The organism is Pandoraea soli (genome assembly GCF_902459595.1).
Classification (GTDB): Bacteria; Pseudomonadota; Gammaproteobacteria; order Burkholderiales; family Burkholderiaceae; genus Pandoraea; species Pandoraea cepalis.
The window spans coordinates 94,518-118,856 of record NZ_CABPSG010000012.1 but is presented as its reverse complement, the minus strand read 5'-3'; the positions used below and the strand labels follow the sequence as shown (position 1 = coordinate 118,856).

Here is a 24,339-nt window from a genome sequence, read left to right as displayed (position 1 = left end):
GACGCGACGATCGAAGAAAATGCGCGGGACGCGGACGCAGATAACCAACGCAAAGCCAAATGAGACATTTTCACATTATTATTCTGCTGACGTATGCCTGTGCGATGGGTATCGGGCAGATTTTGTTCAAGTATGTGGCTATTCATGGCGTTGACCCTGCGTTGCCTAGTGCGCAGCGTTGGCTTTCACTGGCTACCAACGTCACTTTTCTGTTTGCCGTCGCTTTTTACGGAGTCCTGACGCTGGCCTGGATCTGGATCTTAAGCTTCATCCCTCTATCGAAGGGATATCCGTTTACGGTCATGAGCATTGCGGTGGCCGGCATCGGCAGCCACGCCCTCTTCGGCGAGTCCTTGTCGCCGCGCTTCTTCATTGCCGTTGGCTTCATCACCCTAGGACTGCTAGTACTATCATGGGATTGAAAATCTCGACGGATGCTGCACCGTCCAACCGCGCAGACATCTGGATCGTGATCGCCGCCTTCAATGAAGGCACGATGATCAGCGACGTCGTACAGTCGGTGAAACAACGCGGCTACCCTGTCGTCGTCGTCGATGATGGTTCAGGTGATACCACCGGAAATGTCGCCCTTGAAGCAGGCGCCCACGTTGTCAGTCATCCAATAAATCTTGGCCAAGGAGCTGCGTTGCTGACCGGGATCAAGTACGCGGTGCGCAGTGGCGCACGGATTATCGTCACCTTCGATGCTGATGGACAGCATGCCGCAGACGAAATAGAGCGCGTGACCGATGCACTGTTGGAGCACAACGTGGACTTCGCGCTTGGAAGTCGCTTTATCGGGCAGGCCGTCGGCATCCCAAAATTGCGAGTGCTTACGCTCAAGGCTGCGGCCATGTTCACATGGATTACCACGGGTGTCCGCCTGACGGATGCGCACAACGGTTTCCGGGCGATGACCCGAGACGCAGCAACTCGCCTGGAGATTTATCAGAACCGCATGGCGCATGCTTCTGAAATCGTGTCATACATTGCAAAGCACAAACTGCGCGTCTCTGAAGTACCGGTCACTATCACGTACACGGATTACTCGCTGCGTAAAGGCCAAAAGCTCTCTAATTCCGTGCGCATTCTCGTCGACCTTTTTCTGGGGAGGATTTCACGGTGATCGCCCAGTACTTGCTGACCGCGATGATGGTGGCCATCAGCCTCTACTACGTGGCGTTACGTGGTGCGCAGCGCCATCGGATCGCCGTAGTGCTCGGCGCCGCCATCGCCACGTTCCTGATATGGGATGCGAATGTAACGACGACCATCGCTCACATGATCGGCATCGGGCGCGGACTCGATCTCGTCTTGCCGATCTTCTGCCTGTTGCTGCTTTTCCTAATCGTTGCACTTTACCGAAAGATCATCGGCTTACAGGACGATCTGACGGCATTGTGCCGCCAACTTGCTATTAACGACGCCAGGACGCCCACGCCGCCTGAATACGAATCAAAATGACCAATTCAGCAAATCTGCGGCGATTACAATCGACAGCTCACCCACAAGGGTTTGGTGTGCACTCGTCGACCATCCGTCTTCGCGACATTCTGCTGTTGGGTCTTCCGCTGACCGTATCGACCCTCCTCGCGCTTCTGGCGTTCTGGCCCGCCCAAGTGAACTTTGATGCTTCCGTTCAATGGATGGAAGCTGCAAGAGGAACAACCTATACGCCCGGCCTGGTCATCCCCGTCACATTGCTTATGCGCGTGACAAGTATGATTTGGTCCTCTCCAGCAACGTTGATGCTGGTGCAAACAGGGGCAATGTGGCTAGCCGTGGGCTATGTCTTAGCAGAGTTGCTGGCATTGGGCGCCAATCGCAAGTGGGTCATCACTTGCGCCATTGCTGTCGCCGTCATGCCCCAGAATCCCATGATGTTGACCGCACTCGGCAAGGATAGCTTGTATGCATTGGCATGCATGATCTTGTGCGCGGTACAATTGCGCCTCGTCAGGCGCGGCGTGATGGATCTCTACGACACGCGCACGGCCATCTTCTTTGTCTTCGCGGCAGCGTTGCCCGGGATCATCCGAACCAATGGACTGGTCTCGTCGTTTGCGGTGGTGATCGTCACCGGCGCATGGCTTGCGAAGGCACGGGGATGGCGTCGCGCGGCCGGTCTTTTCCTGGCGACCGTACTGTTGCTCACAGCGGTAGTTTGGGGCGCGTCGCGCATGCCCGAGGCCGACAGTACGGCAGGCGGCAACCTAGGCTTGGTATTCTCCAATCATTTTGCTGCAGCCGCAATCCATGACGGTACGTCACTGAGCCCGGAAGAGCGTCAACTGGCAGAACGCGTGATGCCGCTCTCGGACTGGCGCAATAGTTATGATTGCCGCATGGTCGACAAGACCCGTGCTGCGATGTTTATGGCCTATCAGGGGCGCCCAGAGGCGTTATCGGCCATGCTCAAAGCCAATACTGGTGCCTTGGAGTCGCTCGCGCTGACCTTGATGTTACGCAACCCGAAGGCTGCACTGGATCGACAATTATGCATCTCTCGCCCTCTGTGGCACATGGGTCCGACTCCCACCCAGAATCTCTGGGATACGACCGCGCCCGCGGGTATGGTTGGTTTGGATGCCATGATCGTCGAGCCTTATGCGAGTCAACTGCAACTCTCGCCGGTGCTGCCGGAACTGAGCAAGTATCTTAAGACCCTCATCTACCATACGACAATACCGCCCCAATCGTCGGGAATCCAATGGCTTTGGTGGAACACTGCCGTCCCCATGTACCTGTCCGTGCTCGTCGTGGGCTGGCTGTGGCGCAAACGTGGCGATCTACGCGCGGCGTATGTGTATCTGCCGTTCGCCATTCACTCTGCGACCATGTTCCTACTTATTCCCTACCCGGCGTTCCGCTACCAATATCCGGTCTGGGCGATCCTGCCGTTCATGCTGGTCTTCTTGTCGATCCCGTCGCGCACTATCGCTGCGGGATCACCGCGCTAGTGCGTCAGTTGCCGGACGTCGCGTTACCGTGAATGGTGGTCTGAGCAGCAGCGGCCATTCGCGTCCAGCTCTCACCTCGGCGCCGCATCTGTTCCGCGAGCACCGACGGCGCATCTTCGATCGTCGGCAAGTTGCCAACGTAGAACCGCCCGCCGGCCGCCGTGGGGCGCAGCAATCGCTTCGCGACATGCAGCACTCGCGCACGACGGACGCGCCGAATATCCACATCGATCTCGCTCTGGAGCGCCGCTGTCGTCACACCGAGGATTGATGCGGCCTCAATTAACGCCTGACGGATTTCCGCCGCGTACTCGCCATGCAGTACCTGACACACGGCGATGAGATGGGCAAAGTTGAAGTCGCGCACACGACTCGCATCGATCCTCGCGACGGTCTCAAGCGATGCGTGCGCCCACACGGTTTCGACAGAAAAGAACTTAGGCACCCCCGCACTCCAGCCCTTTGTCTGGAATGCTTTAGTCTGTGCTTCGTCCGAAAGCTTGCCCTTGTGCTGATTAACCGCACTGCGTCCAGTGTTGCTCCCGCCTGACGCACCGGGAATCGTCAACGGGTACGCCAGCTTAACGAATCGCCTCGTACTCATCGCCAAACCAATGGCACCCGACACATCTGGACTCGATCCGTGAAAGTAAGCGCCCGAGACGGCCTTGATCTTGTCGAGCACCAGCTTCGCAACAATTCCGTGGTAGATCTTTGGCAGACCGCCCGTGCCCTGTGCCGCGCCACGCAACGCAACGCGCAACGCATCCGAAGATTCGACGCACGAGACGCTGCCGAACTTCCTTGCAATGTACAGGCGTGAGGCGTGCCCCATGCCGAAATGGCGGGATCGGAAATCCGGCCACGCGTAATTCGCGACCACCTCGGGCGCCAAGACTTCGATATCGTTCTCCAGCGCCCACTGCGCGGCATCGAGCGCCTCTGCGGCAATCGTGTCGTCGTCGCCGATTAGGCAGACGTAGCGCCCGGTCGCCGCACCGATGGCGGCATTGTGGTTGCCGGTCATATCCAGGCGCTCCGTCGGACGGATGTAGCGAAGCCGCGGCGAACTTGCCAGCGACGGATTGTCAGCGAGTGCCGCCTCGAGGCGACCGTCGGTGCTAGTATCGGTCACCACGACCTCAAGCCGGGAATCGTCAATGGCCAAAAGCGAGCGAATCGCATGAATGGCGTATTGCCCGCGATTATGGGTCGGAATGACAACAGAAAGCAGCGGTTGCATGACTCAGATTCCAGCAAGTTGTTCGGGCTGCGCGGCAACGGGCTTCATTTTCAGCGCTGACCAGAGCGCAACGGCCAAATACAGATTCATCGGAAAAGCTTCGAAGACGATCGTGGTCATGGAAAAGCACGCGAGCACAATCACGGCAGGCATCGCACGAATCCAATCCACTTGCGTCATCCGGAATTTGACGAACAGGGCGGTCAGCAGGGCACCAAAAATCCAGAAAGCCCCGAAGTTGCCGATCCATGAAGCCACCAACGAATCGGGCGCCACCTGCGCCGCAGGATTCTCGCTCACCAGATTTGCCGCGTTGGTGTAGACGCCGAAATTCGAGATCCCGAAAGACGCGCCGGACAACATGTCCCAAAGCACCTTCAGACGGCCACCTCCGGAGAGTTGAACGAAGTCCGCACGCTGCGTCAAAATGTTCAGGCTAGGGACCAGCAGTAAAACGCTCAGCAGCATCAAGAGCGCGAAGAGATTGATACGACGCTTGCAGAAAACACAAAGCGCCAGCAGTGCGACAGTCACGATGCCCGCCCCCGACTGCGACAATGCACTAATCATTCCCGCCAGAAATACGAAATACCAGCACTTCGCGCGCGAGTCGCCTCGAAGCACAATCAAAAGCGCGGCACTCGCGCATCCGAACAACGATGTCGAATTGGGCACAATGAAAATCCCTGGGGTTCGCGCCGGAACCCCAGGCAGCACTTCACCGAATACTGGCGGCATGGTGAATAGTTGCACCGCTTGTACTGCCAGGCACACATACATACCCCACAGAACCCATCTCGCAGCAGCACGTTTATCTATTCCATTGACCCAGTCTCGCATCAGCAGGAATAGAATGAACGGCGTCACCCACCGAAGGCCGATGGTTGCAACCAACGGGCCATTGACGAGCACCGAAATTGCCCATTGCAGAAGTACAAGGACGACAAGGCCGAGCGCGTAGTCGACCAAAGGGGTTCGCCCCGATTTCCTGGCCACCCACACGATCGAAACAAGCAAAATCAGATAGGCGATGTCTTTGCCTAACTTATACGCGATCGGACCGGTATAGGTGTACAGCGCCAGACTGCCCTGCGTCATAAGGGCAGCGAGATCATAGTAGTTTTGCAGTAGCGTGGCCAGCAGTACGAACGGGAAGAACCATCGCCCCATTCGTAGCCTCAACAACTCAGACCCAGCCCCAGCCCCAAACGGCATGATCATCTTCCATCCTTTGAGGAGCCTAAAATCAACATGCGGTATCCGGCATCCTTTGGCCTCAGACAAAATGCACCGCTCGATACCACCAATGCCAGTGGTAGCAACTCTTCCCTGCCGATCAGAGGTATCGCGGAAACACGAAACGCTTCAACACAGCATCGTTCGCAGTGCCAGTTGAATGCGTTTGGTCGAACGTCGACAACTGAGCCAAGACGTGAACGAGCTTAACAAAACGAGAATCAGAGCCCCGATTTCTGTAATACCGGTGCGCCAATGCATCCTTCGCCTCCTGCTCACAGTCCTCACGCCGCATCCACAGCCGCACCACCACAAAACTCGGCATCGATATTACTCGTCGCAACATTCATCTCCCGCATTCACGTAAAGCGTTGTCAGCGTCAGTGCGCCAAGGCCCCCTTTTTCAAACGCATTAACGTGCCCGCCACAACCGCGGCCCAGCAGGACAACACCCCCACTAGAACAACGCCCCTCGCGATCAAGGAAAATTCACTGACACTAAGTAAATACGTCGCGAGCGCCGTCGTCCCGACGAGCACAGTGGAACGCAGGGCGACGCCCGCCAAACGGCGATCGCACAACACAACAGCGGTCCACAGGAACACAGAATCAAGCGCGATACGTCCCACCCAGGCGAATGCTGCCCCCTGAATACCAAAATTACGCAGGCCGATCCAGAGCGAACCAAAAAAAAGCGGCAGTTCGACGGTGTGGATTATCGCGACAACTCGTGCCTTGTTGGTGGCTTGCAGCCAAGTCAGCGGGGCGGAGGAAACGCAGTTTATCAGCATGCCACAAGCCAGCAGAATCAGAACGCCCGCAGCATGCTCCGAAAAAACCGGACTGATCCAGTGACTCAAAATGAGGTCCGAAAACATGGCGATGATCGCGCACGCGGGCGCGATCATCAAAAACAATAAAAAGGCCGATTTCCCGAACAGGCTCGCCTTATCTATTGCGCCGTCACGCGTGGATTTCGCGAACGTCGGAAACATTACTGCCATGAGCGCTGTAGGAAGGATCGACAGCTTCATGATCATTTCCTGCGGCGTGGCGTAGTAAGCCACCGCACCGGCGGAGACGACCGCGCCGACGGCAAACCGATCCAGATATCCCATGAGCGGTCCAATTATGTTGCTCACAGTCATCCAACCGCCCGATGCAGCGAGCGGCTTGACCAGATGACGGGAGAACCTCAGAGAACCTGCGTGCTCCGGCAATGCACGCCATGCGTAGTAGCCATGCACCAAACACGCCAGAATGCGCCCGACGACCAGCACCCAAGCCACCCAATCGAGCCGCGGCTCGAAATACAAGACAACTGCAAGCGGCCCCAAGAACGTGAACAACCCCATGGGCAAACGGATTAGATTGACGATTCCGAACGCCTGACGCGCCTCCAAAATGCCGCGAAAGCCGGAAGTCAGCACAATGGCGGGCATGCCGACGGCCATGGCACAAACCGCGGAGTAAACCTCATCTCGAAACTGTGGATGCTCGACCAGCCCGATGCCCCAGGGAGCTGCCGCGAGCAGCACCAAGCCAGCCATGATACCGAGACCTGACATAAGCCACGTTGCCGTCGCAACCAGCGGCCCGACGCGGCTATGGTCGTCATGTGCGAGCTCCATCGCAAGCTGCTGCGTCAACGCTCGTCCGAGCCCGAGGTCGAAAAGACCAAAATAGCTGACGACTGCCCAAATCAAAGTCAGCAAACCGAATCGCTCGGTGCCAAGATGGGAAATAAGAGAAGGAATGGAAACGACCGCGACGATCAGCGGAGCACCGAGTCCAAACAGATTGTAGAGAGTGTTTCTAATCAGCACAAAAGCTCATCCCGATACCTCGACCTACCTCGGCGCTCCCGGCTCAATGCTTGAGTGCGCTTAGCGAAAGCTGACGGAAAAATCGGCATTTTACACCACGCCCCTTGCGAAAGTAGCAAAAATGGCGCCCGCACCTGCCAACGCAAACTTCTGAGCAAATACGCGCTTACATCACGCCACAGCCATAAAATACTGTGCCATGACGCATTCGCTATCGCGCGATTCAAGCCGACTTGAGCCTCGAATGAGGTATACTTTTACGAACTGACTTCTACCGAATTTGATGGTTGATGGACTTTGCAACGGCTGGTAAAAAGTTGTTTATTGCAGCCATCCCACGAATATACTTACTTGGTGATGCCGGTGGCAATCGGGGATTCTCGCCCGGATGTCTGGAACTCGGTCCGGATGCGTTGATACCCGATCGCTTTGGTCGACCACGAGTAGAAGATTCTCCGCAGGATGCACCGAACTCGCGAATGAAGGCCCTTATTTTCAGCGATTTTTTTTGCCCAAGCCGACAGGCTGGTGGATCCGCAACCGCGCTCGATTACATCGTTCGCCGGCTCGATTCGAGAATGTCCATTGAGGTCATCACACGATCGACGGAACCCGACGGGACGACGCTCGACGTACATGCCGATACTTGGCAGCCGTATGGCAAAGCGTTGATTCGCTATTGTAGCCGCACCTCCGCGTTGCTGCGCCTGCTTCCCAACGCCATTCATCGGAAATCGCCCGATCTGCTGTTTTTCAACAGCCTCTTTTCCCTTTCGTACACGATTCTTCCACTGATCGTCGCCCGCATGCTCGGCTATCGCGGCGGCATCGTCCTGGCGCCTCGCGGCGAACTCTTCGAAAGCGCACTGGCCCTCGGTGCGCAGAAAAAGCGCATCGCGATTCGTCTGATGCGGATGCTACGCCTGCATCGAGGCGTCATCTGGCAGGTCACGAGCCAATTCGAGGAGCAGGAAGTCAAGCGCAAGTTCCCGAACGCGCATGTCACCAGATGCAATGAACTGCTGCCACCCGACGTCGGCGTCACGCGCCGCCGGATAGCCAAGGACGCGGGAAGCCTGCGCTTAGCGTTCGTATCGCGTTTGGCGAAAAATAAGAATCTTCTTTACGCAATCCAATTGGTGGACAGCATCAAGGACAAGAACGTGACGCTTGACGTCTTTGGCCCTATCGATGATCCGGCCTATTGGGAGGAGTGCCAAGCCGCCATTTCACGACTCGACGATCCCTGCCGGGTCCGCTATAAGGGTATCGCGGAGCGCGGCAAAGTCGTCGACCTGTTGTCCAACTACCACGCATTTCTGTTCCCAACACTCGGCGAAAACTACGGGTACGTGATTCTGGAAGCACTTCTGGCGTGCCGTCCGGTGCTGATCAGCACGGAGACGCCCTGGCGCGATTTGCGCGAAGGCGGAGCGGGCGAAGCCATCGACCTCGCGCGCCCCGACGCATTTGTAACGCAGATCCTGGCACTTCGTGACATGTCCCAGGACGTCTACGACGAGGCCTGTTCGCGTGTCGAGGCCTATACGAAATCGTACTTGCTCGCAGACGAGAGTCTGACGCAACGTCAGATCGCCGTATTTTCGCAAGCCGTTACGACTGCGCCAAAAAACTAACCGGCGACACGTCATTCTCACCATGCGAGTTCTCGTTGTATCGCAACACTTTTACCCGGAAGGATTTCCGATCAACCACATCTGCGAACTGCTCGCCGCTCAAGTCGAGTCGGTGACCGTGCTCACGGGCCAGCCGAACTACCCGGAAGGACGGATATTCAAGGGGTATCGTGCGTGGGGATTTGGACGGGAGTGCCTGGGCGAAAGCGTGAACGTCGTCCGCGTCCCCGTGTTCCCGCGCGGGCCTGGCGGCGCATTGCGGCTGGCGGCGAACTACCTGTCGTTCATTGCCGCAGCGACCGTCCTAGGCCCGCTGCGTCTTTGGGGACAGCGCGCCGACGTCATTTTCGTTTATGCTCCCTCGCCCTTGCTTCAGGCATTGCCGGCCATTTTACTCAAGCGCATCAAGAAGGCGCCGATGGTCCTGTGGGTACAGGATCTCTGGCCTGAAAGCCTGTCGGCAACCGGGTTCATCAAACAGCCCTTCCTGTTGCGCATGGTGGCATATGTGGTTCGGTACATCTATCGGCACACGGACGTGATTCTCGTACAATCTGACGAATTCGTGAACAGTGTGGCGGGCCACGCACCCGGCAAGGACATCCGCGTCCACTACAATTCCGTCGCACCGCAGATGATTTCGACGCACGGAACGACCGAGCCGCCCCCCGCGGAAGTCATGGCCACCGATCGATTTAACGTTGTCTTCGCTGGCAACTTCGGCAAGGCACAGGCGCTCGATACTATTCTGGATGCCGCGGCCCTGCTTAAAGCCCGCGACGATATCCGCTTTGTCCTTATCGGCTCCGGCTCAGAGTCCGCGCACGTCGCTGCCCGTGTCGCCAACGAGAAACTGAGCAATGTCGTGCTGACGGGACGCTTCGCCCCCGATCGCATGCCGGGCGTCTTTGCCTGCGCTTCGGCGCTGCTTGCGACGTTGCGACGCGATCCGATCATGAGCTTGACCGTCCCGAGCAAGGTGCCGGTGTATCTGGCAACCGGCAAGCCAGTGATCGCCGCGATGGATGGCGCCGGCGCGCGGGTGGTGAGTGATGCCCAGGCTGGGATTGCCTGCCCTGCGGAAGATCCTGAAGCCCTGGCGCAAGCGGTGCTGAAGCTGGCCCAATCGAGTGTTGCGCAACGGCAAATGATGGGCGAGCGAGGAAGGAGGTATTATGCCGACCGTTTCGAGGCAAATCGACTGGTCCGCGACCTCGTGAGCCACTTGCATTCCGCTACGAGGGGTGCAAGGCAGGCATAAGATAAAAAATGCATATTTCTTGGGAGAAAAAATGAAAATTCTCGTTCTGGGCGCATCCGGGATGCTCGGGAATGCGGTCTTTCGCACGCTGTCCGCAACGAGCGGTCTCACCGTCGTTGGCACCTTACGCAGTGACGGCGCGCGCCATCATTTTACCCCCGATCTACAGACATCTCTGGTGAGCGGTGTGGACGTCGAACGTGAGGATGCCCTTGTTCGCATCTTCACGGAAGTGAAGCCCGACGTTGTCGTCAATTGTGTTGGACTCATCAAGCAATTGGGCAACGCAAAGGATCCGATTGCTGCGATTCCTATCAACGCCATGCTGCCGCACCGCCTCTCGCTCTTGTGCGAGCTGGTCAAGGCACGGCTTATTCACGTCAGTACCGACTGCGTATTCGCCGGTGACAAGGGACAGTATCTGGAATCCGATACGCCCAATGCTGCGGACGTCTATGGGCGCACCAAGTTGCTCGGTGAAGTCGACGGACCGCATGCCGTTACCCTCCGCACGTCGATCATCGGCCATGAACTCAACAGTCACTTTGCATTGATCGATTGGTTCCTCGCACAATCTGGATCCGTCAAGGGATTCCGCCGCGCGGTGTTTTCCGGCCTCCCGACCGTCGAGCTTGCCGAAGTCATCCGCGACTATGTGCTACCGAACCCGAGCCTGACCGGGCTTTATCACGTCTCCGTGGAGCCGATCAACAAGTTCGACCTCCTATCGCTAGTTGCCGATGTCTACAGCAAAGATATCGCGATCACCCCCAGCGATGAACTAGTCATCGATCGCTCTCTCAACAGCGATCGATTCCGTGCCGCCACAGGGTTCAGTCCCAAGCCATGGCGCGCCCTCGTCGAAAGAATGCATCTGTTCGGATAATCCTGAGCTTCTCTATGTTTAACGATAAAGTATTGATGATCACGGGCGGTACCGGCTCATTCGGTAACGCGGTTCTGAAGCGCTTTCTCAGCACGGATGTTGCCGAAATCCGCATCTTCAGTCGCGATGAGAAGAAGCAGGAAGACATGCGCATTGCCTTGAGCCACCCCAAGCTCAAGTTCTACATCGGCGATATTCGTGAATACGCAAGCCTGCACGATGCCATGAAGGGTGTCGATTACGTCTTTCACGCTGCCGCACTAAAGCAAGTCCCGTCGTGCGAGTTCTATCCGATGGAAGCGGTTCGCACCAATGTCCTTGGGGCAGAGAACGTCATGAATGCGGCCTCGGCGAACAAGGCCTCTCGCGTCGTCATGCTGAGCACCGACAAGGCGGTCTACCCGATCAACGCCATGGGCCTGTCCAAGGCCATGATGGAAAAGCTCACGGTCGCCAAGGCACGGATTCAGCAGCCAGGCGACACCGTGTTCTGCGCCACGCGATACGGCAACGTCATGGCCTCGCGCGGTTCGGTGATTCCGCTCTTCGCAGGCCAGATCAAGGACGGCAAGGATCTGACCATCACCGACCCGTCGATGACCCGCTTCCTGATGTCGCTGGAAGACTCCGTTGATCTCGTGCTGCATGCATTCGAGCACGGCCGTCAGGGCGACATCTTCATTCAGAAGGCACCAGCATCGACCGTGGAAGTGCTCGCACAGGCCCTCATTGAGCTCTTTCAGAGCAAGAGCCAGATGCGTGTGATCGGAACCCGCCACGGCGAAAAGCTCTACGAATCGCTGGTCTCGCGCGAAGAAATGGCGCGCACCGAAGACATGGGTCGCTACTATCGTGTGCCAGCGGATAATCGCGACCTGAACTACGCCAAGTATTTCGTGCAGGGTGAAACCAAGATTTCACTGTCTGAAGACTACACGTCGCACAACACTACGCGCCTAAACGTCGAAGAAGTCAAAAAGCTTCTGCTGAGCCTGGAGTTCATTCAGGAGCAGCTCCGTGCCTAAGATCATGACCATTCTGGGCACTCGCCCGGAACTCATCAAGATGAGTCGCGTCATTGCACAATTCGAGCGCCATACGACGCACGTTCTTGTGCATACGGGTCAGAACTTCGACTATGAGCTCAACCAGATCTTCTTCGACGATCTAGGCATCCGAAAGCCGGACCATTTCCTGAATGCTGCCGGCACAACACCGGCGGAGACGATCGCGCGCGTCATTGAGTCAGCGGACAAGGTCATCGAACTCGAACGACCCGACGCGATCCTGCTGTATGGTGATACCAACTCGGGCCTCGCGGTGATTCCCGCGAAACGCCGCAAGATCCCGGTATTTCATATGGAAGCTGGTAATCGCTGCTTCGATCAGCGCGTGCCCGAAGAACTCAATCGCAAAGTGCTGGACCATCTGTCAGACATCAACATGGTTCTCACCGAGCGCGCGCGCGGCTACCTGCTCGATGAGGGCATTAGTCCCGAGACCATCTTCCGCACGGGCTCACACATGCGAGAGGTGCTCGAGCATTACGCGAATGCCATCGATAAGTCCGATGTTCTGGCACGCCAGGCATTGCCGTCGCGACAGTACTTCGTTGTCAGCGCGCACCGCGAAGAGAACGTCGATTCACCCGAAGCGCTCAACGATCTGCTCGACACCTTGATCGCCCTGCATGCGCAGTACGGATATCCAGTGCTAGTATCGACACACCCTCGCACGCGCATTCGACTCGAACAGTTGGGGCGTGAGTTACCCACGAACGGCATTACCTTCGCCAAGCCGTTCGGATTCATCGACTACATCAAGCTGCAACGCGAAGCGTTCTGCGTGCTCTCGGATAGCGGGACGATTACGGAGGAAGCTTCGCTGCTGAATCTGCCGGCCGTTATGATCAGAAACGCACATGAGCGTCCGGAAGGCATGGATGTGGGCGTCTTGATCATGAGCGGCTTGCGCGCGGACGGCGTGTTGAATGCGGTACGCGTCGTGACTGAAGGGTTCTCCCCCGACAAGCGCCTGACATTGCCCGTGGCCGACTACGAAAATCCGAACGTCTCGACGCAGGTCCTGCGCATCGTCTTGAGCTACATCGATTACATCAATCGGACGGTCTGGCACAAAATGGGCGTCGCGTAATCACAACGCCCGATGGACAAATCGACGGTCAGCGGGCGGCGGCTTTAAGTCGTCCGCGCGACCGAAGCTCAAGCACCAACGCGCAAAGACCACCCAGCAACACACCAAAAATCACCCCGCCACCCACGAATTTGGTGCGGCTTGGGAATACCTTCTTGACGACGGGCATGCCGTCGTCGAGCGCCCGGCTTGGAAATGTCTCGGATGGCCGCAAACTCCGTTGAAATTTCTCTGACTGTTTGCGAGCCTCGTCGGCCTGAGCATCATTACGGTCAATCATTTCCTTTAGTAATAGAACCTCGGCCAACCGGGGTTTCGTGGAGCCGTCGGCCATGCCTTTCGCGTAGCCGGCCCACGAATCCCGCCGCTTTACGGCACGCTCCAGTGCTTTGTCGGCAAACGACGCTTCACTTTGCAAAACGTCCTCAGCCTTGGTCATTTTGACGCCTTGCGTCAAAATCATCACGTCGCGCGCCGCAGCGGCATAACGCGTCGCGTCCTCCGATGTGGGGCCTCTAACCGTGATCGCGACGAGATCGGTGCCACGCGGCGCGCCTTTAAGGGAGGCACTCACCATGTCCTCGCGCACAGGCGCACCGACAGCATGAATCACCCGCTGCGCAAAGCCCGACGTACCAACACGCTCCGCCGCGTTTTGCAGCGGCTCGATCAGTTCGTTACCGACTCGCCCGATCACGACAATCGAAGTTGCTTCCCACACCTGAGGGACAATACGCCCCACGCCAACCCCCGCCCCCCCGCCAATAACGGTGATGGCAGAAATAAGGCCTACATGCCGGCCGAGGAATTTCAATATATCGATTAGAGAAATGTCCCCATCCGAACGATTCTCCAAACCTGATTCTTCCTGCATAGCGATTTCTTCCGTTTACGTTGAACAGCACGACATGCCATAAAGGTACTTCACGGCACACAGCCGGGCAGATACACCGTCGGCATACCCGGCAATTGCGCCGGATGTGTCCTGCTTATTTGCGTGCCTCGTCTTTTCCGCGGCCCATGCCAAGCAACTTGGATACGGAGTTTCGCAGAACATTGTCTACGGCACCAATGGCTCGCTTTGCATGCTCTTCCGGGCGGCCAGTAAACGAGGTGACGTGGAAGTAGTCGGAATTGTCGGGAGAGGCTTCTGAGAAGAAGTAGTTCGACACGCAGCAACGCGGCCCCGGAACCGTCACGGGGCTTACCGAGTGCCACGATTCTTTGTTCGTCTCCATGACAACGAGACGGTTGAACTTAGACACGAGCGTCTTTGCGACCTTGCAGTCCGCATCCCAAAGCTCGAAATTGCCACCGTTTGGCAGCCCCCAATCAGGGGTGACATAGTAAAGCAGGTTTAGGCGGCGATAGCGATCACGACGGGCGTCGTGACTATTATCGATATGCGGATTCAGAAAATCGCCCTCGAACATCATCGACAATCCCCCGGCGTACAGACTCGGGTCGGGTTCGATACGATCGAATTGAACGATATCGGCAACGAGCTTGACCGTTTCCGGATCCTGAAAGGCGAACGTGATGGCCCCCAAAATCGGATCATATTGATCAATTTTGGCCGACGTGCGCTTCTTTTCCCGGAAAGACTCCCGGCTGTAGAACCCATCCGCACTCTTGGGGAAGGCATCGTAGACGGCACGCGCGATGTCTTCAGGAAGGAAATCGTCGATGACGAAGTGACGCGTGGGCGTACCTTGAGGGCTCAGCCATTGGGCTTCGACATTGCCCCTTTCTATAGTCAATTTCCCGGTGATCAAGCGGACAAGTTCATCTTTCGTCATGGCGTGGAAGGGTCCAAGAAATCGATTTGGGATCGTACAGCGACGCTCATCGCGATAGCCTTCTAAGCTATCGGAGGAGGAAAAAGGAGGTATCGGCTCGGCGCCGCGTCTCCGGCAAACGCAACCGCCGATCCAGAAAGAAGTGGTGGAGCGGAGGAGGATCGAACTCCCGACCTTCGCATTGCGAACGCGACGCTCTCCCAGCTGAGCTACCGCCCCACACGAGGCAACAATTATAGCGTTTTTTGGATTTCCGGCGAGCAGCCGACAAAAACGCTCGGGATTTGTTGGATTTTCGGAAATTCTGCCTTCAAACCGCCCCCAAATTCCCCTTCATCCCCTTGATGGACGGGACTTTCGGCGCTTTCGCCACCACCGTCTTCTGCGCGCGCAGATAGCGCGCCACCACATCCCATACCGGCTCGCCCTGGACCCCTTCGGCCACCGGCGCCCAGCCGGCCACCTTGTAGGTCTTGCCCGCTTCGATCAGTTTGCCGTTCAGACGCATCTCCGTGATGCGCTGCCCCATCGGCGCCATCGGATCAATCGTGTAATCCATCCCGCCCACGCGCACCATGTCTCCGCCCTGCTGGTAATACGGATCGGGGTTGAACAGGTTATCGGCCACGTCCTCGAGCACCGTCTTGATCGTCTCGCCGGTCATCGGCGTGAGCGTCGTGTACGGGTAAGTGATCGCCGTCTGATCAAGCAGTTGCTCCATCGTGATCGTCTGCCCCGGCAGCAGCGACGTTCCCCAACGGAATCCCGGCGAGAACCCAATCTCGGCATCCTTCTCCGCCATCACCGCATCGAGCAGCAACTGATCGAACGTCCCGTTGAAGTTGCCCCGCCGATACAACACACCCTCCGTCACCGCCAGCGGTTCCGCAAGCTTCGCCCCAAACGGTGCACGCACGCGCTCGATGAGCGCCTGCATCGGCGCGTCGGCCGGGAGCAAATTGGAGAACACCGGCAGCAACTTGTAGCGGAAGTCCACCGGCTTGCCGCCCTTCACGTCGAAGTCCAGCACCGCCAGGAACTTGCCGTTCGACCCGGCATTCGTCACAAGCGTCTTGCCGCCAGCATTTTCCACGATGACAGGCTTGGGCACCCCGTCGTGCGTATGACCGCCCAGAATCGCATCGATACCCCGCACCCGCGACGCCAGCTTCAGATCGACGTCCATCCCGTTGTGCGACAACACGACCACGACCTGCGCCCCCTTGCCGCGCACCTCGTCGACCATCGTCTGCAGACGCTCCTCCTGAATGCCGAACGTCCAGTCCGGCACAAAATAGCGCGGGTTCGCAATCGGCGTGTAGGGGAACGCCTGGCCGATGATCGCCACCGGCACCCCGTTCATCGTCTTGATCGTGTATGGGGCGAAGACCGGGTCGCCGAAATCGTTCGTCTGCACGTTCTGCGCGACGAAGTCGATCTTGCCCTTGAGCTGCTCCTCGACGACGGACTTCACGCGATCCGCCCCATACGTGAATTCCCAGTGCGCCGTCATCACGTCGACGCCAAGCGCCAGCGTGGCGTCGACCATGTCCTGGCCCTTCGTCCACATCGACGTGCCGGACCCTTGCCACGTGTCGCCGCCGTCCAGCAACAGCGCGCCGGGACGCGACGCCTTCATGCGCTTGACCAGCGTCGCAAGGTGCGCGAACCCGCCCACCTTGCCGTAAGTACGCGCCGCCGCGGCAAAGTCGAGATACGTGAACGCATACGCGTCAGGCGTGCCGGGACGCAGGCCATATGCCTTCAAAAACGACTCGCCCACCAGATGGGGCGCCTTGTTGGCCTGGTCGCCAATCCCCAGATTGACGCTCGGCTCGCGGAAGTACATCGGCAACAACTGCGCGTGGCAGTCGGTGAAGTGCAGCAGATGCACATTGCCAAACTTCGGCAGTTCGTAGAACGACGTCGCCGCCGTGGCCGCTGCCGTCTCGTGATGCGACAGCGCCATTCCGCCGGCTGCCGCCACCGCCAACACCTGCATGAACTCGCGTCGATTCATTTCGTCTCCGTGGCGCACGCATCTTGCGACGCACCGCCTTTGTCGTTATCCATTGCGCATCGATGCCGTCGCGCGACACCGGTCTTGCGTCCGTCGTGACTAGCGCGCCCCCGCTCACGCCTCCCGTCGAGTCGGCGCGACCCGCGCACAGCATGATCTCTGCTTCGCGGGTGCGAGATCGCTACGTCACTTTCCCGCGTAATCCGCCAGCGCCGCCACGTCCTCGCCGAACATCTCGCCGACTTCCTTGCGCAGCACTTTGCCGTTGCGGCCGATCACATACAACTCCGGCAACCCGCGACGCTTGCCCAGCACCGCCCGCCAAGCGTCCGTTTCCATACCCGCCGGAAACGTATAGCCATGCGTCTTGAGGTAATCGATGGCTTCCTGCGGTTTCTTGTCGATCGATAGCGTGACGATCTGGATCGGCTTGCCGCGGGTGGCCTCGTAAAGCTTCTGCACATGCGGATTCTGCTGCGCACAGAACGGGCACCACGATGCCCAGTACTCGACGATGACCGTGCGGTCCTTGAACGCGCTCGCCGGCAGCGTCTTGCCATCGAGCAGCGTGAGCGACGGCAGCGTGACCGTGTCGCCGACCTCAAGCGCGTGCGCCGGAGTGCCGAGAGCCACTGCCCCCACGGCTAACGCCGTGCCCATGACCGCTCTCAAACGCCCGAGCCGGTCAATGCCGCTTCGTCGTGCAACATGGCGCGTTCGACACACTCCGCAGGCCTCAAAAACAACCCACACCAAACGCCGCATCACGTGTGCACCCATTTGCCAAAAGGTCATTCGCGCAACAGGCGAGTCTGCGACAAACGCGAGCACACGCCCACCTCGCCACCCCGCACGCGAGCGCGAGCACCGCAACGGTCGGCGACGATCAGCGGCTCGAATCGGAAATTTCAGGGATGTCATGCAGCGCTCCGGAAGCCGGCGGCGACCGTCGATCGCAATGATCTCGGGTCGCCCGCCGGAACGGCGGTGGCTTACTGGTTGACGGGAGACGCGGGGTCGAGCAGCAACGCCATGACGTCCTTCAACTGCTTTTCCGTCAGGATGCCCGCTGCGCCAAAACGCGGCATGTTCGAGCAAGCCATGTAGCTGTGCGAGTCGTAGACCTTCGCCCACGTGTACTTGACCACCTCGGCCGAATCGCCCCGCAGCTTGCCGTAGTGATACAGCGACGGACCGATGTTGCCGAACGAGATCTCGCTCTTGGTCAACTGGTGGCACGCGTAGCAGTTGCCGCCGTTGACGGTATCGGCCTTGTCGGTGAACTGCAGGCCACGACCGTTCTGGGCCACTTTCTCGCCTTCCTTCCAGTCGCCAAGATATTGGCCGTCGGCCGGTGCCTTGACCTTCGCCATCTCGGATTTTTGCAGACGCTCAGCCACCTTCGCCGGCATCGGCTTGGTCGCGTACTGCGTGCACAGCTTCTGCAGCTCGCTCTGATCGATGCGGTCAAGCTGCGCAATGCCCGAGGCGGTGAACGAATCGCGCAACTCCTGCACGACGGCCGCGTCGGTCGTGCCGCTCACCAGCTTCGGACTCCCGTCCTGCGCGAAGGCCATGCCGACGACGAGTGCCCCGGCCGCTGCCAGCGCGACGCCCGTCGCGCGCAATGCGAATGATTTCATGGGTGTGCCTCGCAATCGGTCAGCGCTTCAGGCCAGGGGCGTCCATCTTGCCGCCATTGGCCATCACGCCGAGGAAGGTAATCAGGTCGATGGACGCCTGCGAGCCGTAATTCAACACAGGCATGCGCTGCTGGCGGAAGCAGTCGTTCATCCGCCACTGCATCGTGCGCAGCGCACCCTGCGAGACGCGATAACCCGGCCACGTCGCAAACGCCTGTCTCGCCGCAGCGGGCTTGGTCAGGTTCGGCAGATCCTGAAGACGGATGCGCTTGTCGTCCGCCCCATGGCACGACGCGCACGAGAAATCGTACGGACCGGAACGGTAATAGAAGATCTTCTGACCGCGCGCGTAAGCATCCTTCTCTTCCTTGCGCGCCTGCGACACGTGAATGATGGCGCCGCGCGACTGACCCGCCACATAGGCGGTGAGCGCTTCGAGATCGGTCGGATCCTGCCCTTCCTTGGAAAACGGTTGCTTGATGACGTCCGCGCGCTTGAAGCCCTGCAGATGCACCATGCACTCGACGATGCGCGACTCGGCATCGAGCACGCGCTTCGTATCGGGGAAGTAGCGCGGCAGTTGCGCGTAGGCGTCCTTGACGACGCCCGCGCCAAGCCCCAGGTCGCACTGCGCGAGCGACACGTTGTTCGGTCCCCGCGGCGTCTTCCAGAGTTCCTCGCCGCGCATCTCGACGAGTTCTGCCGGATTGCCGTCGGCGAGCATTTCGCGGTATTGCGCGATGGCGTCCGCCGTCGAGCTTTCGGCAGCGAATGCGGGGGCACTGACGCCCGCGATGACGAGCATGCCGCCGAGCACGGTCCGCCGCAGCCACGCTGCGCGTCCTGCCGTGCTCATTCGTTGGCTCGCCCGTGCGCTATGTTGCGCCTCGTTCATCTCGATCTCCTCTTCGTGGGGTTGGTCCGCGCAACAGGGAATCTCCCCGGGAGCGCTCGTGCTTGCACACCGCGCGGCGCGGATGTTTCATCACGCCGTCCCACCCGGCCGAACGCGCATGGCAGCGCCTGTGACTCGCCGCCGCACGCCGGCCGACATCCGCCCGTCAGGCGATGGTCGTCTCGTCGGTACGCGAATCGCCCTTGTTGTCGACCCACATCACCGTGACCTTGTCGCCCTTCTTGGCGCCCTTGAACTTGAACGACATGAACGGATCTTTCGAGACCGCCGGGCCCCATTCGGCCGATAGCACCGTCTTCCCGTTGCAAGTCACCGTGACGTTTTGGATGAAGTGTGCCGGGACGATATTACCGGAAGCGTCCTTGCGCTGGCCGGTTTCCATGATGTGGCTCATCAGCACCTTGACCTCGACGACACCGCCGGCCTCGGTTGCGCGAATGCGCATCGGATTACCCATGTTGTGGCTCCTCTGTTCTACGATGCGTCGCTTAACCGCCGCAGCCGCCCAGCGTGACCTTGATTTCCTTCTCGGCCACGAGGTACTTGTTGTCCGCCTTGACGAGCGCGTAGACCTTCGAGGTCTGGCCCATCTTCACGCGCGTGGTCACCGCCGGTTCGGTGCCGTCGGGAATCTGGAACGACGCCGCAAGCGTATTCGGATTCTTCTCGATCAGAATCGCGATCATCTGCGTATTCGGCGCCTTGCTCGCCACCGCCACCGGCACGACCGCACCGTTCTCGGCGATGTCAGGCGCGGTCAGCACGACCAGATCGCTCGGGCTGGTGCCCGTGCCGCCCAGGGCCCTGACCGTGTCGGCCACGCTCCGGGTCGAGAACGCCGCCTTGTTCCAATGCGCCTCTGCCGCGCGCGCCTCTTCGGGCTTGATCAGCCCGGCGGCTACCGCCAGTCCCATTACCGCGGAAAACCGCAGCATGTCGCGTCGCTGTTGGTTCATCTCTGTGTGTTTCCTTCTCTGAGGGCCGCCGGTATGACGTGTGCGAGAGGCACGCAACACACCGGCCGCCGTTCGCTCGCCTGACCCGCCGCCTGTCATGACTGGCGGCGTGCCGGCGAGCCCCCTGCCCCGGTCTTACTTCGCCGGGGCGCCGGCCAGGACCCACTCGACGAGGATCTTGGCGTCGGCATCCGACAGGTTCGGGTGCGCCGGCATCGGGATCGGACCCCAGACGCCCGAACCGCCGCCCTTCACTTTCTTGACCAGCTTGTCCACCGCGCCCTTGTCACCCTTGTACTTGGCAGCGACTTCTTGATAGGCCGGGCCCACCAACTTCTTGTCGACGGCGTGGCAACCCATACAGGCATTGGCACCCGCGAGCTTGGTCGCCGCTGCGACATCGACACCGGCATGCGCCAGCGAGGTGCCGGCCAGCATGGCCGCGGCGATCAGCATCTTCTTCATCGTATCTCCTTCGATTTGTGTAGGGGACAGGGGTCCCGCGGCGGCCCGAAAACCTCGGCGCGTCCGTCGAACCCCCTGCCCGCTCAATGTGCACCACGGAGAATCCAGTCGACCATCGTACGGACATCGGTCTCGGCGACCTGCGACTGCGGCGGCATCGGCATGCTGCCCCAGTTGCCGGCGCCCCCGGCACGTATCTTCGCCACCAGTTTTTCAGCCGCATCCGACTGCCCATGGTACTTGGTGGCGACCTCCGAGAAGGCGGGTCCGATCTTCTTGTCGGTCACGCCGTGACAGGCCAGGCAACCGTTCTTGTCCGCAAGCGTTGCTGCCGATGACGTCGCAGCGGCGGGTTGGGCCGGCGCGTCCAGACTCGCCATGCCTAGCGTGGCGAGGGCCGCCGTCTTGCGCACCGACGCATTTTGCGCGGCAGTGCCCGACAGCGGCGGCAGCTTCGTATCGACACCGCGCACCGGACCGATGATCCGGTTCTGCGCGGCCAGATCTCCATGTGCGTCGCGGGCGTACGCAGGGAGTGCGGACGTCACGATACCAGCCTCAGGACAATCCTGCATACACGCCTTGTTATGAGTATCCGGTTTGTCGCCCACGCGCCACATGCCGTGCGCGCGGGTCATCCCGTTGCGATTGGGCATCAGTTTTTGCACGTCGCCGATGGTCTTGTCCGACAGGACGAAGTCCGACGGCACGATCTCCGCGAGATTCAGCAGGTAGGCGGTGACCGCGTATACCTCGTCGGGCTTCAGCGAACGCGGCGCGTTCCACGGCATGGCGCGGCGGATGTAATCCCAGATCGTCGAGATCGTATCGACCTTCATGAAGGTGGTACGCACCGGCTGATTGTTCGCGAGCAGCGACGCCACGTGCCCGGTCTTGATGTCGTCGGCTGTGGTGCCGCCCACCAGCGAGTTGAACACCTCGTTGCTCTCGCCGAACGTGCCGTGACACGACGCACAGCGGGCGTCGTACACCTTCTGGCCGTCGGCGACGGACCCCTGCCCTTTGGGCAATCCCTTGAAGTCGGGGCGCACATCGATGTTCCACGCGCTCAATTCGGCCGGCGTGGCGTCGCGTCCGATCCCGGCCGGCGTCTTGATGGGCGTCTGGCTCGGCGCCGCCTGCGCCGGGGCCGAAAACCAGGCCGCGACGGTCAGACCCGCGAGCGCCAAGGCGGCGGCCCACAGTCCGGCAAGCACCACCGACTGCACGCGTCGGCGCATGAGGGGCTGCCACTTGCGTTCAATCGACGTGGACATTGGTCACCTCCCCGTTCGCCGCCACTTGCCACGTCTGGATCGCGTTGTTGTGATAGATCGACTTCGTGCCGCGAACTTCACGCAACTGCCGATAACGCGGCTGCACGAAGCCCGTCTCGTCCACGGCGCGGCTTTGCAGCAGCGCCGGTGAGCCATCCCATTGCCAGTCGAAGTTGAAGCGCGTGAGGCACTTCGGCAGCACGGGCGATTCGAGCCGCGCCGCGCGCCACGTTTTGCCGCCATCGGTCGACACGTCGACCCGTTTGATGCGGCCCCGGCCCGACCACGCAAGACCCGTCACGTTGAAATAGCCGCGATCGAGCAACGCCTGTCCGCCGGAGGGTGACGTGATGACCGACTTGCACTCCTGGATGGATGTGTACTGGCGATGCTGGCCGTTGGGCATCAGGTCGACGTAATGGCTCGTTTCATCCTTGGTATTCCACGGTGTGTCGCCGACCTTGATGCGACGCAGCCACTTTACCCACGACACGCCCTGCACACCGGGCACGACCAGCCGCAGCGGATAACCGTTCTCGGGACGCAGCATTTCGCCGTTCATGCCCCAGGCGACGAGCACATCGGAGAGCGCCGCCTCCATCGAGATCGTGCGGGTCATGCCGGAGCCGTCGCCGCCTTCGGCGAGCAGGTATTGGCCGCGCCGGGTGTCGGCGCCCACGTCGTCGAGCAGCACCGACAGCGGCACGCCCGTGAACTCGCAGCACGACAGCATGCCGTGCGTGTACTGGACGGTCGGCACGGCGGCATTGCCCCACTCCATGCCGGTGTTCGCGCCGCATTCGATGAAGTGCATGCGCGACACGGACGGCAGGCGCATGATGTCGTCCATCGTGTACACCTTCGCTTCGCGCACGAGGCCGTGCACCATCAGGCGATGCTGCGTCGGATCGATCTCCTGCCAGCCCTGGTGATGGCGCTCGAAGTGCAGGCCGCTGGGTGTGATGATGCCGAACAGGCCCTGCAACGGGGTGAACGCCACCGATGCCTGCGCCGTCTGCGTGAGCCCCGGCGACTGACGGCGTTGCAGGTTCGCCTCGAATTTCGACGGCATGCCGTACGGACGCGCCGCGACCGGCTGGCCGAGCGACGTGGCCCACGGACGCGGCTCGAGAATCATCGGATCCCCGGCGGCCTTGGGCGCGTCGGCGGCGAAGGCCGCACCGCCCGTGAGCGCGGCACCGGCGGCCAGGAAGCTGCGCTGCAGGAAGCTACGTCGGGTGGGACTCAACCCGTCACGGGCGATGTCGTCGGCGAGCGTGCTGTCGACGAAGTTCTCCGGAGCCCGGCGCAAACGGCCGGCTCGCGATGCGCTATCGCTGGTCTTGCTCACCCTGTCTCCTCGCGTTTTGTGGCGTCCGCCAGCGTCGCGAGGACACAGACGGCTTACCGCTTGCGTTCGAATCGATAGGTGCGGTCTGGTTGCCGCACTGACCTACGGGTATTGCCGCGCTGCGGTGCTACGGTGTTGCCACGACCTGCGGCGTGTGTCAGTTCGCGCGTGGCATGAAGCCATCGACGGCACGCTCCGGCAGCGCCTCCTCCTCGAGTCGGCCGGCGACCTGCACGCACACCGCACGGCAGATCTCGACCACCCCGGTATCCGCGATCGCGTAATACACCTGGTTCCCGTCGCGACGGCGCGCCAACACGCCCGCCTGATACATCGCCCCCAGATGCCGCGATACGTTCGTCTGCGACGACCCCACCTGCGTCACCACCTCGTTCACCGAGCGCTCGCCACCGCACAGCGCATGCAGAATCCGCAACCGGGTCGGCTCGGACAGCAGGCTGAAATAGTGCGACACCTTTTCGAATACGCGATCGAGTTCTTCCATGACGGTCAGTCTTTGAGTTCGTATGCTGGCACAGGGAATTTCGTATATGCCTAAAGACGCATATACAGATAATCAAAATAACGGGCGAAGGAAGCAAGCTGCACTGCAGCAAGCCGGCGGCCGATGGGTCGCGGTGGATGTCGCAAATTTCGCACTGGTCAGGCGCGTTGCCATGTATACCCAAAGATATAGCGCACCACCCAG

Annotated in this window: 24 protein-coding genes and 1 tRNA gene; 9 read left to right on the top strand and 16 right to left on the bottom strand. The window is 59.9% G+C overall.

The window, feature by feature from the left end:
* Positions 1-59 precede the first annotated feature (59 nt).
* Genes PSO31014_RS18615 through PSO31014_RS18600 form a run of 4 tightly spaced genes read left to right on the top strand, consistent with a single transcriptional unit; the run spans position 60 to position 2,960 of the window.
* Positions 60-422 (top strand): 4-amino-4-deoxy-L-arabinose-phospho-UDP flippase, encoded by a 363-nt coding sequence (locus tag PSO31014_RS18615; RefSeq protein WP_150552963.1) that lies wholly within the window; start codon positions 60-62, stop codon positions 420-422.
* Positions 413-1,126: a glycosyltransferase family 2 protein gene (locus tag PSO31014_RS18610; RefSeq protein ID WP_150552962.1), complete on the top strand. Its 714-nt coding sequence runs from the start codon at positions 413-415 to the stop codon at positions 1,124-1,126. Before PSO31014_RS18615 ends, PSO31014_RS18610 begins: the two co-directional genes overlap by 10 nt.
* Positions 1,123-1,464 (top strand): DUF2304 domain-containing protein, encoded by a 342-nt coding sequence (locus PSO31014_RS18605; protein WP_150552961.1) that lies wholly within the window; start codon positions 1,123-1,125, stop codon positions 1,462-1,464. The genes PSO31014_RS18610 and PSO31014_RS18605 overlap by 4 nt, the downstream gene beginning before the upstream one ends.
* Positions 1,461-2,960, top strand: coding sequence for a hypothetical protein (locus PSO31014_RS18600; protein ID WP_150552960.1), 1,500 nt, complete (start codon positions 1,461-1,463; stop codon positions 2,958-2,960). The genes PSO31014_RS18605 and PSO31014_RS18600 overlap by 4 nt, the downstream gene beginning before the upstream one ends.
* Positions 2,961-2,964: 4 nt before the next feature.
* Here PSO31014_RS18600 and PSO31014_RS18595 read toward each other — a convergent pair whose 3' ends face one another.
* From PSO31014_RS18595 to PSO31014_RS18585, 3 genes are all read right to left on the bottom strand, one after another.
* Complete coding sequence (locus PSO31014_RS18595; RefSeq protein WP_150552959.1) at positions 2,965-4,203, bottom strand: glycosyltransferase family 2 protein; 1,239 nt, start codon at positions 4,201-4,203, stop codon at positions 2,965-2,967.
* 3 nt (positions 4,204-4,206) lie between these two features.
* A complete protein-coding gene (locus PSO31014_RS18590; RefSeq protein ID WP_150552958.1) occupies positions 4,207-5,424 on the bottom strand; it encodes a hypothetical protein in 1,218 nt (405 codons plus the stop codon).
* Between the two features lie 395 nt (positions 5,425-5,819).
* Positions 5,820-7,265 (bottom strand): flippase, encoded by a 1,446-nt coding sequence (locus tag PSO31014_RS18585; RefSeq protein ID WP_150552957.1) that lies wholly within the window; start codon positions 7,263-7,265, stop codon positions 5,820-5,822.
* Between the two features lie 290 nt (positions 7,266-7,555).
* On the opposite strand from PSO31014_RS18585, the gene PSO31014_RS18580 reads away from it, so the two are divergent.
* From PSO31014_RS18580 to wecB, 5 genes are read left to right on the top strand one after another with little or no spacing between them, the layout of a single operon-like run.
* Positions 7,556-8,902 (top strand): glycosyltransferase family 4 protein, encoded by a 1,347-nt coding sequence (locus PSO31014_RS18580; RefSeq protein ID WP_150552956.1) that lies wholly within the window; start codon positions 7,556-7,558, stop codon positions 8,900-8,902.
* Between the two features lie 22 nt (positions 8,903-8,924).
* Complete coding sequence (locus PSO31014_RS18575) at positions 8,925-10,163, top strand: glycosyltransferase family 4 protein (protein WP_150552955.1); 1,239 nt, start codon at positions 8,925-8,927, stop codon at positions 10,161-10,163.
* 31 nt (positions 10,164-10,194) lie between these two features.
* Positions 10,195-11,049 carry a dTDP-4-dehydrorhamnose reductase family protein gene (locus PSO31014_RS18570; RefSeq protein ID WP_150552954.1) on the top strand — a complete coding sequence of 285 codons (855 nt, stop codon included), beginning with the start codon at positions 10,195-10,197 and terminating at the stop codon, positions 11,047-11,049.
* A 14-nt stretch (positions 11,050-11,063) separates the two neighbouring features.
* Entirely contained in the window at positions 11,064-12,074 is a 1,011-nt protein-coding gene (locus PSO31014_RS18565) for a polysaccharide biosynthesis protein (protein ID WP_150552953.1), read from the top strand.
* Complete coding sequence (gene wecB / locus PSO31014_RS18560; RefSeq protein ID WP_150552952.1) at positions 12,067-13,203, top strand: non-hydrolyzing UDP-N-acetylglucosamine 2-epimerase; 1,137 nt, start codon at positions 12,067-12,069, stop codon at positions 13,201-13,203. Before PSO31014_RS18565 ends, wecB begins: the two co-directional genes overlap by 8 nt.
* 28 nt (positions 13,204-13,231) lie before the next feature.
* Here the strand turns inward: wecB and PSO31014_RS18555 are convergent, their stop codons facing one another.
* The 13 genes from PSO31014_RS18555 to PSO31014_RS18495 form a co-directional block, all read right to left on the bottom strand.
* Positions 13,232-14,077, bottom strand: a complete 846-nt coding sequence (locus PSO31014_RS18555) for a Wzz/FepE/Etk N-terminal domain-containing protein (RefSeq protein ID WP_150552951.1) — start codon at positions 14,075-14,077, stop codon at positions 13,232-13,234.
* Between the two features lie 115 nt (positions 14,078-14,192).
* Entirely contained in the window at positions 14,193-15,002 is an 810-nt protein-coding gene (locus PSO31014_RS18550; protein WP_150552950.1) for a 2OG-Fe(II) oxygenase, read from the bottom strand.
* 143 nt (positions 15,003-15,145) lie between these two features.
* Positions 15,146-15,221: transfer RNA gene (locus PSO31014_RS18545), tRNA-Ala, on the bottom strand.
* Positions 15,222-15,312: 91 nt separating this feature from the next.
* Positions 15,313-17,022 (bottom strand): thiosulfohydrolase SoxB, encoded by a 1,710-nt coding sequence (soxB, locus tag PSO31014_RS18540; protein ID WP_150552949.1) that lies wholly within the window; start codon positions 17,020-17,022, stop codon positions 15,313-15,315.
* Positions 17,023-17,208: 186 nt separating this feature from the next.
* The gene (locus PSO31014_RS18535; RefSeq protein ID WP_246176797.1) at positions 17,209-17,682 is read right to left on the bottom strand and encodes a TlpA family protein disulfide reductase; all 474 of its coding nucleotides are present in this window, start codon (positions 17,680-17,682) and stop codon (positions 17,209-17,211) included.
* A 332-nt stretch (positions 17,683-18,014) separates the two neighbouring features.
* Complete coding sequence (soxX, locus tag PSO31014_RS18530; RefSeq protein WP_150552948.1) at positions 18,015-18,665, bottom strand: sulfur oxidation c-type cytochrome SoxX; 651 nt, start codon at positions 18,663-18,665, stop codon at positions 18,015-18,017.
* A gap of 19 nt (positions 18,666-18,684) precedes the next feature.
* On the bottom strand, positions 18,685-19,470 hold the full coding sequence (gene soxA, locus PSO31014_RS18525) for a sulfur oxidation c-type cytochrome SoxA (protein ID WP_425494890.1): 786 nt from the start codon (positions 19,468-19,470) through the stop codon (positions 18,685-18,687).
* Between the two features lie 256 nt (positions 19,471-19,726).
* The gene (gene soxZ / locus PSO31014_RS18520; protein ID WP_150552947.1) at positions 19,727-20,038 is read right to left on the bottom strand and encodes a thiosulfate oxidation carrier complex protein SoxZ; all 312 of its coding nucleotides are present in this window, start codon (positions 20,036-20,038) and stop codon (positions 19,727-19,729) included.
* A gap of 31 nt (positions 20,039-20,069) precedes the next feature.
* Positions 20,070-20,537 carry a thiosulfate oxidation carrier protein SoxY gene (soxY, locus tag PSO31014_RS18515; RefSeq protein ID WP_150552946.1) on the bottom strand — a complete coding sequence of 156 codons (468 nt, stop codon included), beginning with the start codon at positions 20,535-20,537 and terminating at the stop codon, positions 20,070-20,072.
* A 135-nt stretch (positions 20,538-20,672) separates the two neighbouring features.
* Positions 20,673-21,002, bottom strand: coding sequence for a c-type cytochrome (locus PSO31014_RS18510; protein WP_150552945.1), 330 nt, complete (start codon positions 21,000-21,002; stop codon positions 20,673-20,675).
* An 83-nt stretch (positions 21,003-21,085) separates the two neighbouring features.
* Entirely contained in the window at positions 21,086-22,279 is a 1,194-nt protein-coding gene (locus PSO31014_RS18505) for a c-type cytochrome (protein WP_150552944.1), read from the bottom strand.
* A complete protein-coding gene (gene soxC, locus PSO31014_RS18500) occupies positions 22,263-23,630 on the bottom strand; it encodes a sulfite dehydrogenase (protein WP_150552943.1) in 1,368 nt (455 codons plus the stop codon). Before soxC ends, PSO31014_RS18505 begins: the two co-directional genes overlap by 17 nt.
* 157 nt (positions 23,631-23,787) lie before the next feature.
* A complete protein-coding gene (locus PSO31014_RS18495; protein ID WP_150552942.1) occupies positions 23,788-24,135 on the bottom strand; it encodes an ArsR/SmtB family transcription factor in 348 nt (115 codons plus the stop codon).
* Between the last annotated feature and the right edge of the window lie 204 nt (positions 24,136-24,339).

Coding starts and splice junctions, on each gene's coding strand:
- PSO31014_RS18615 (WP_150552963.1), top strand. CDS start 60: ATGAGACATTTTCACATTATTATTCTGCTGACGTATGCCTGTGCGATG.
- PSO31014_RS18610 (WP_150552962.1), top strand. CDS start 413: ATGGGATTGAAAATCTCGACGGATGCTGCACCGTCCAACCGCGCAGAC.
- PSO31014_RS18600 (WP_150552960.1), top strand. CDS start 1,461: ATGACCAATTCAGCAAATCTGCGGCGATTACAATCGACAGCTCACCCA.
- PSO31014_RS18595 (WP_150552959.1), bottom strand. CDS start 4,203: ATGCAACCGCTGCTTTCTGTTGTCATTCCGACCCATAATCGCGGGCAA.
- PSO31014_RS18590 (WP_150552958.1), bottom strand. CDS start 5,424: ATGATCATGCCGTTTGGGGCTGGGGCTGGGTCTGAGTTGTTGAGGCTA.
- PSO31014_RS18580 (WP_150552956.1), top strand. CDS start 7,556: ATGGACTTTGCAACGGCTGGTAAAAAGTTGTTTATTGCAGCCATCCCA.
- PSO31014_RS18575 (WP_150552955.1), top strand. CDS start 8,925: ATGCGAGTTCTCGTTGTATCGCAACACTTTTACCCGGAAGGATTTCCG.
- PSO31014_RS18570 (WP_150552954.1), top strand. CDS start 10,195: ATGAAAATTCTCGTTCTGGGCGCATCCGGGATGCTCGGGAATGCGGTC.
- PSO31014_RS18565 (WP_150552953.1), top strand. CDS start 11,064: ATGTTTAACGATAAAGTATTGATGATCACGGGCGGTACCGGCTCATTC.
- PSO31014_RS18555 (WP_150552951.1), bottom strand. CDS start 14,077: ATGCAGGAAGAATCAGGTTTGGAGAATCGTTCGGATGGGGACATTTCT.
- PSO31014_RS18550 (WP_150552950.1), bottom strand. CDS start 15,002: ATGACGAAAGATGAACTTGTCCGCTTGATCACCGGGAAATTGACTATA.
- soxB (WP_150552949.1), bottom strand. CDS start 17,022: ATGAATCGACGCGAGTTCATGCAGGTGTTGGCGGTGGCGGCAGCCGGC.
- PSO31014_RS18535 (WP_246176797.1), bottom strand. CDS start 17,682: ATGGGCACGGCGTTAGCCGTGGGGGCAGTGGCTCTCGGCACTCCGGCG.
- soxX (WP_150552948.1), bottom strand. CDS start 18,665: ATGAAATCATTCGCATTGCGCGCGACGGGCGTCGCGCTGGCAGCGGCC.
- soxA (WP_425494890.1), bottom strand. CDS start 19,470: ATGCTCGTCATCGCGGGCGTCAGTGCCCCCGCATTCGCTGCCGAAAGC.
- soxZ (WP_150552947.1), bottom strand. CDS start 20,038: ATGGGTAATCCGATGCGCATTCGCGCAACCGAGGCCGGCGGTGTCGTC.
- soxY (WP_150552946.1), bottom strand. CDS start 20,537: ATGAACCAACAGCGACGCGACATGCTGCGGTTTTCCGCGGTAATGGGA.
- PSO31014_RS18510 (WP_150552945.1), bottom strand. CDS start 21,002: ATGAAGAAGATGCTGATCGCCGCGGCCATGCTGGCCGGCACCTCGCTG.
- PSO31014_RS18505 (WP_150552944.1), bottom strand. CDS start 22,279: ATGTCCACGTCGATTGAACGCAAGTGGCAGCCCCTCATGCGCCGACGC.
- PSO31014_RS18495 (WP_150552942.1), bottom strand. CDS start 24,135: ATGGAAGAACTCGATCGCGTATTCGAAAAGGTGTCGCACTATTTCAGC.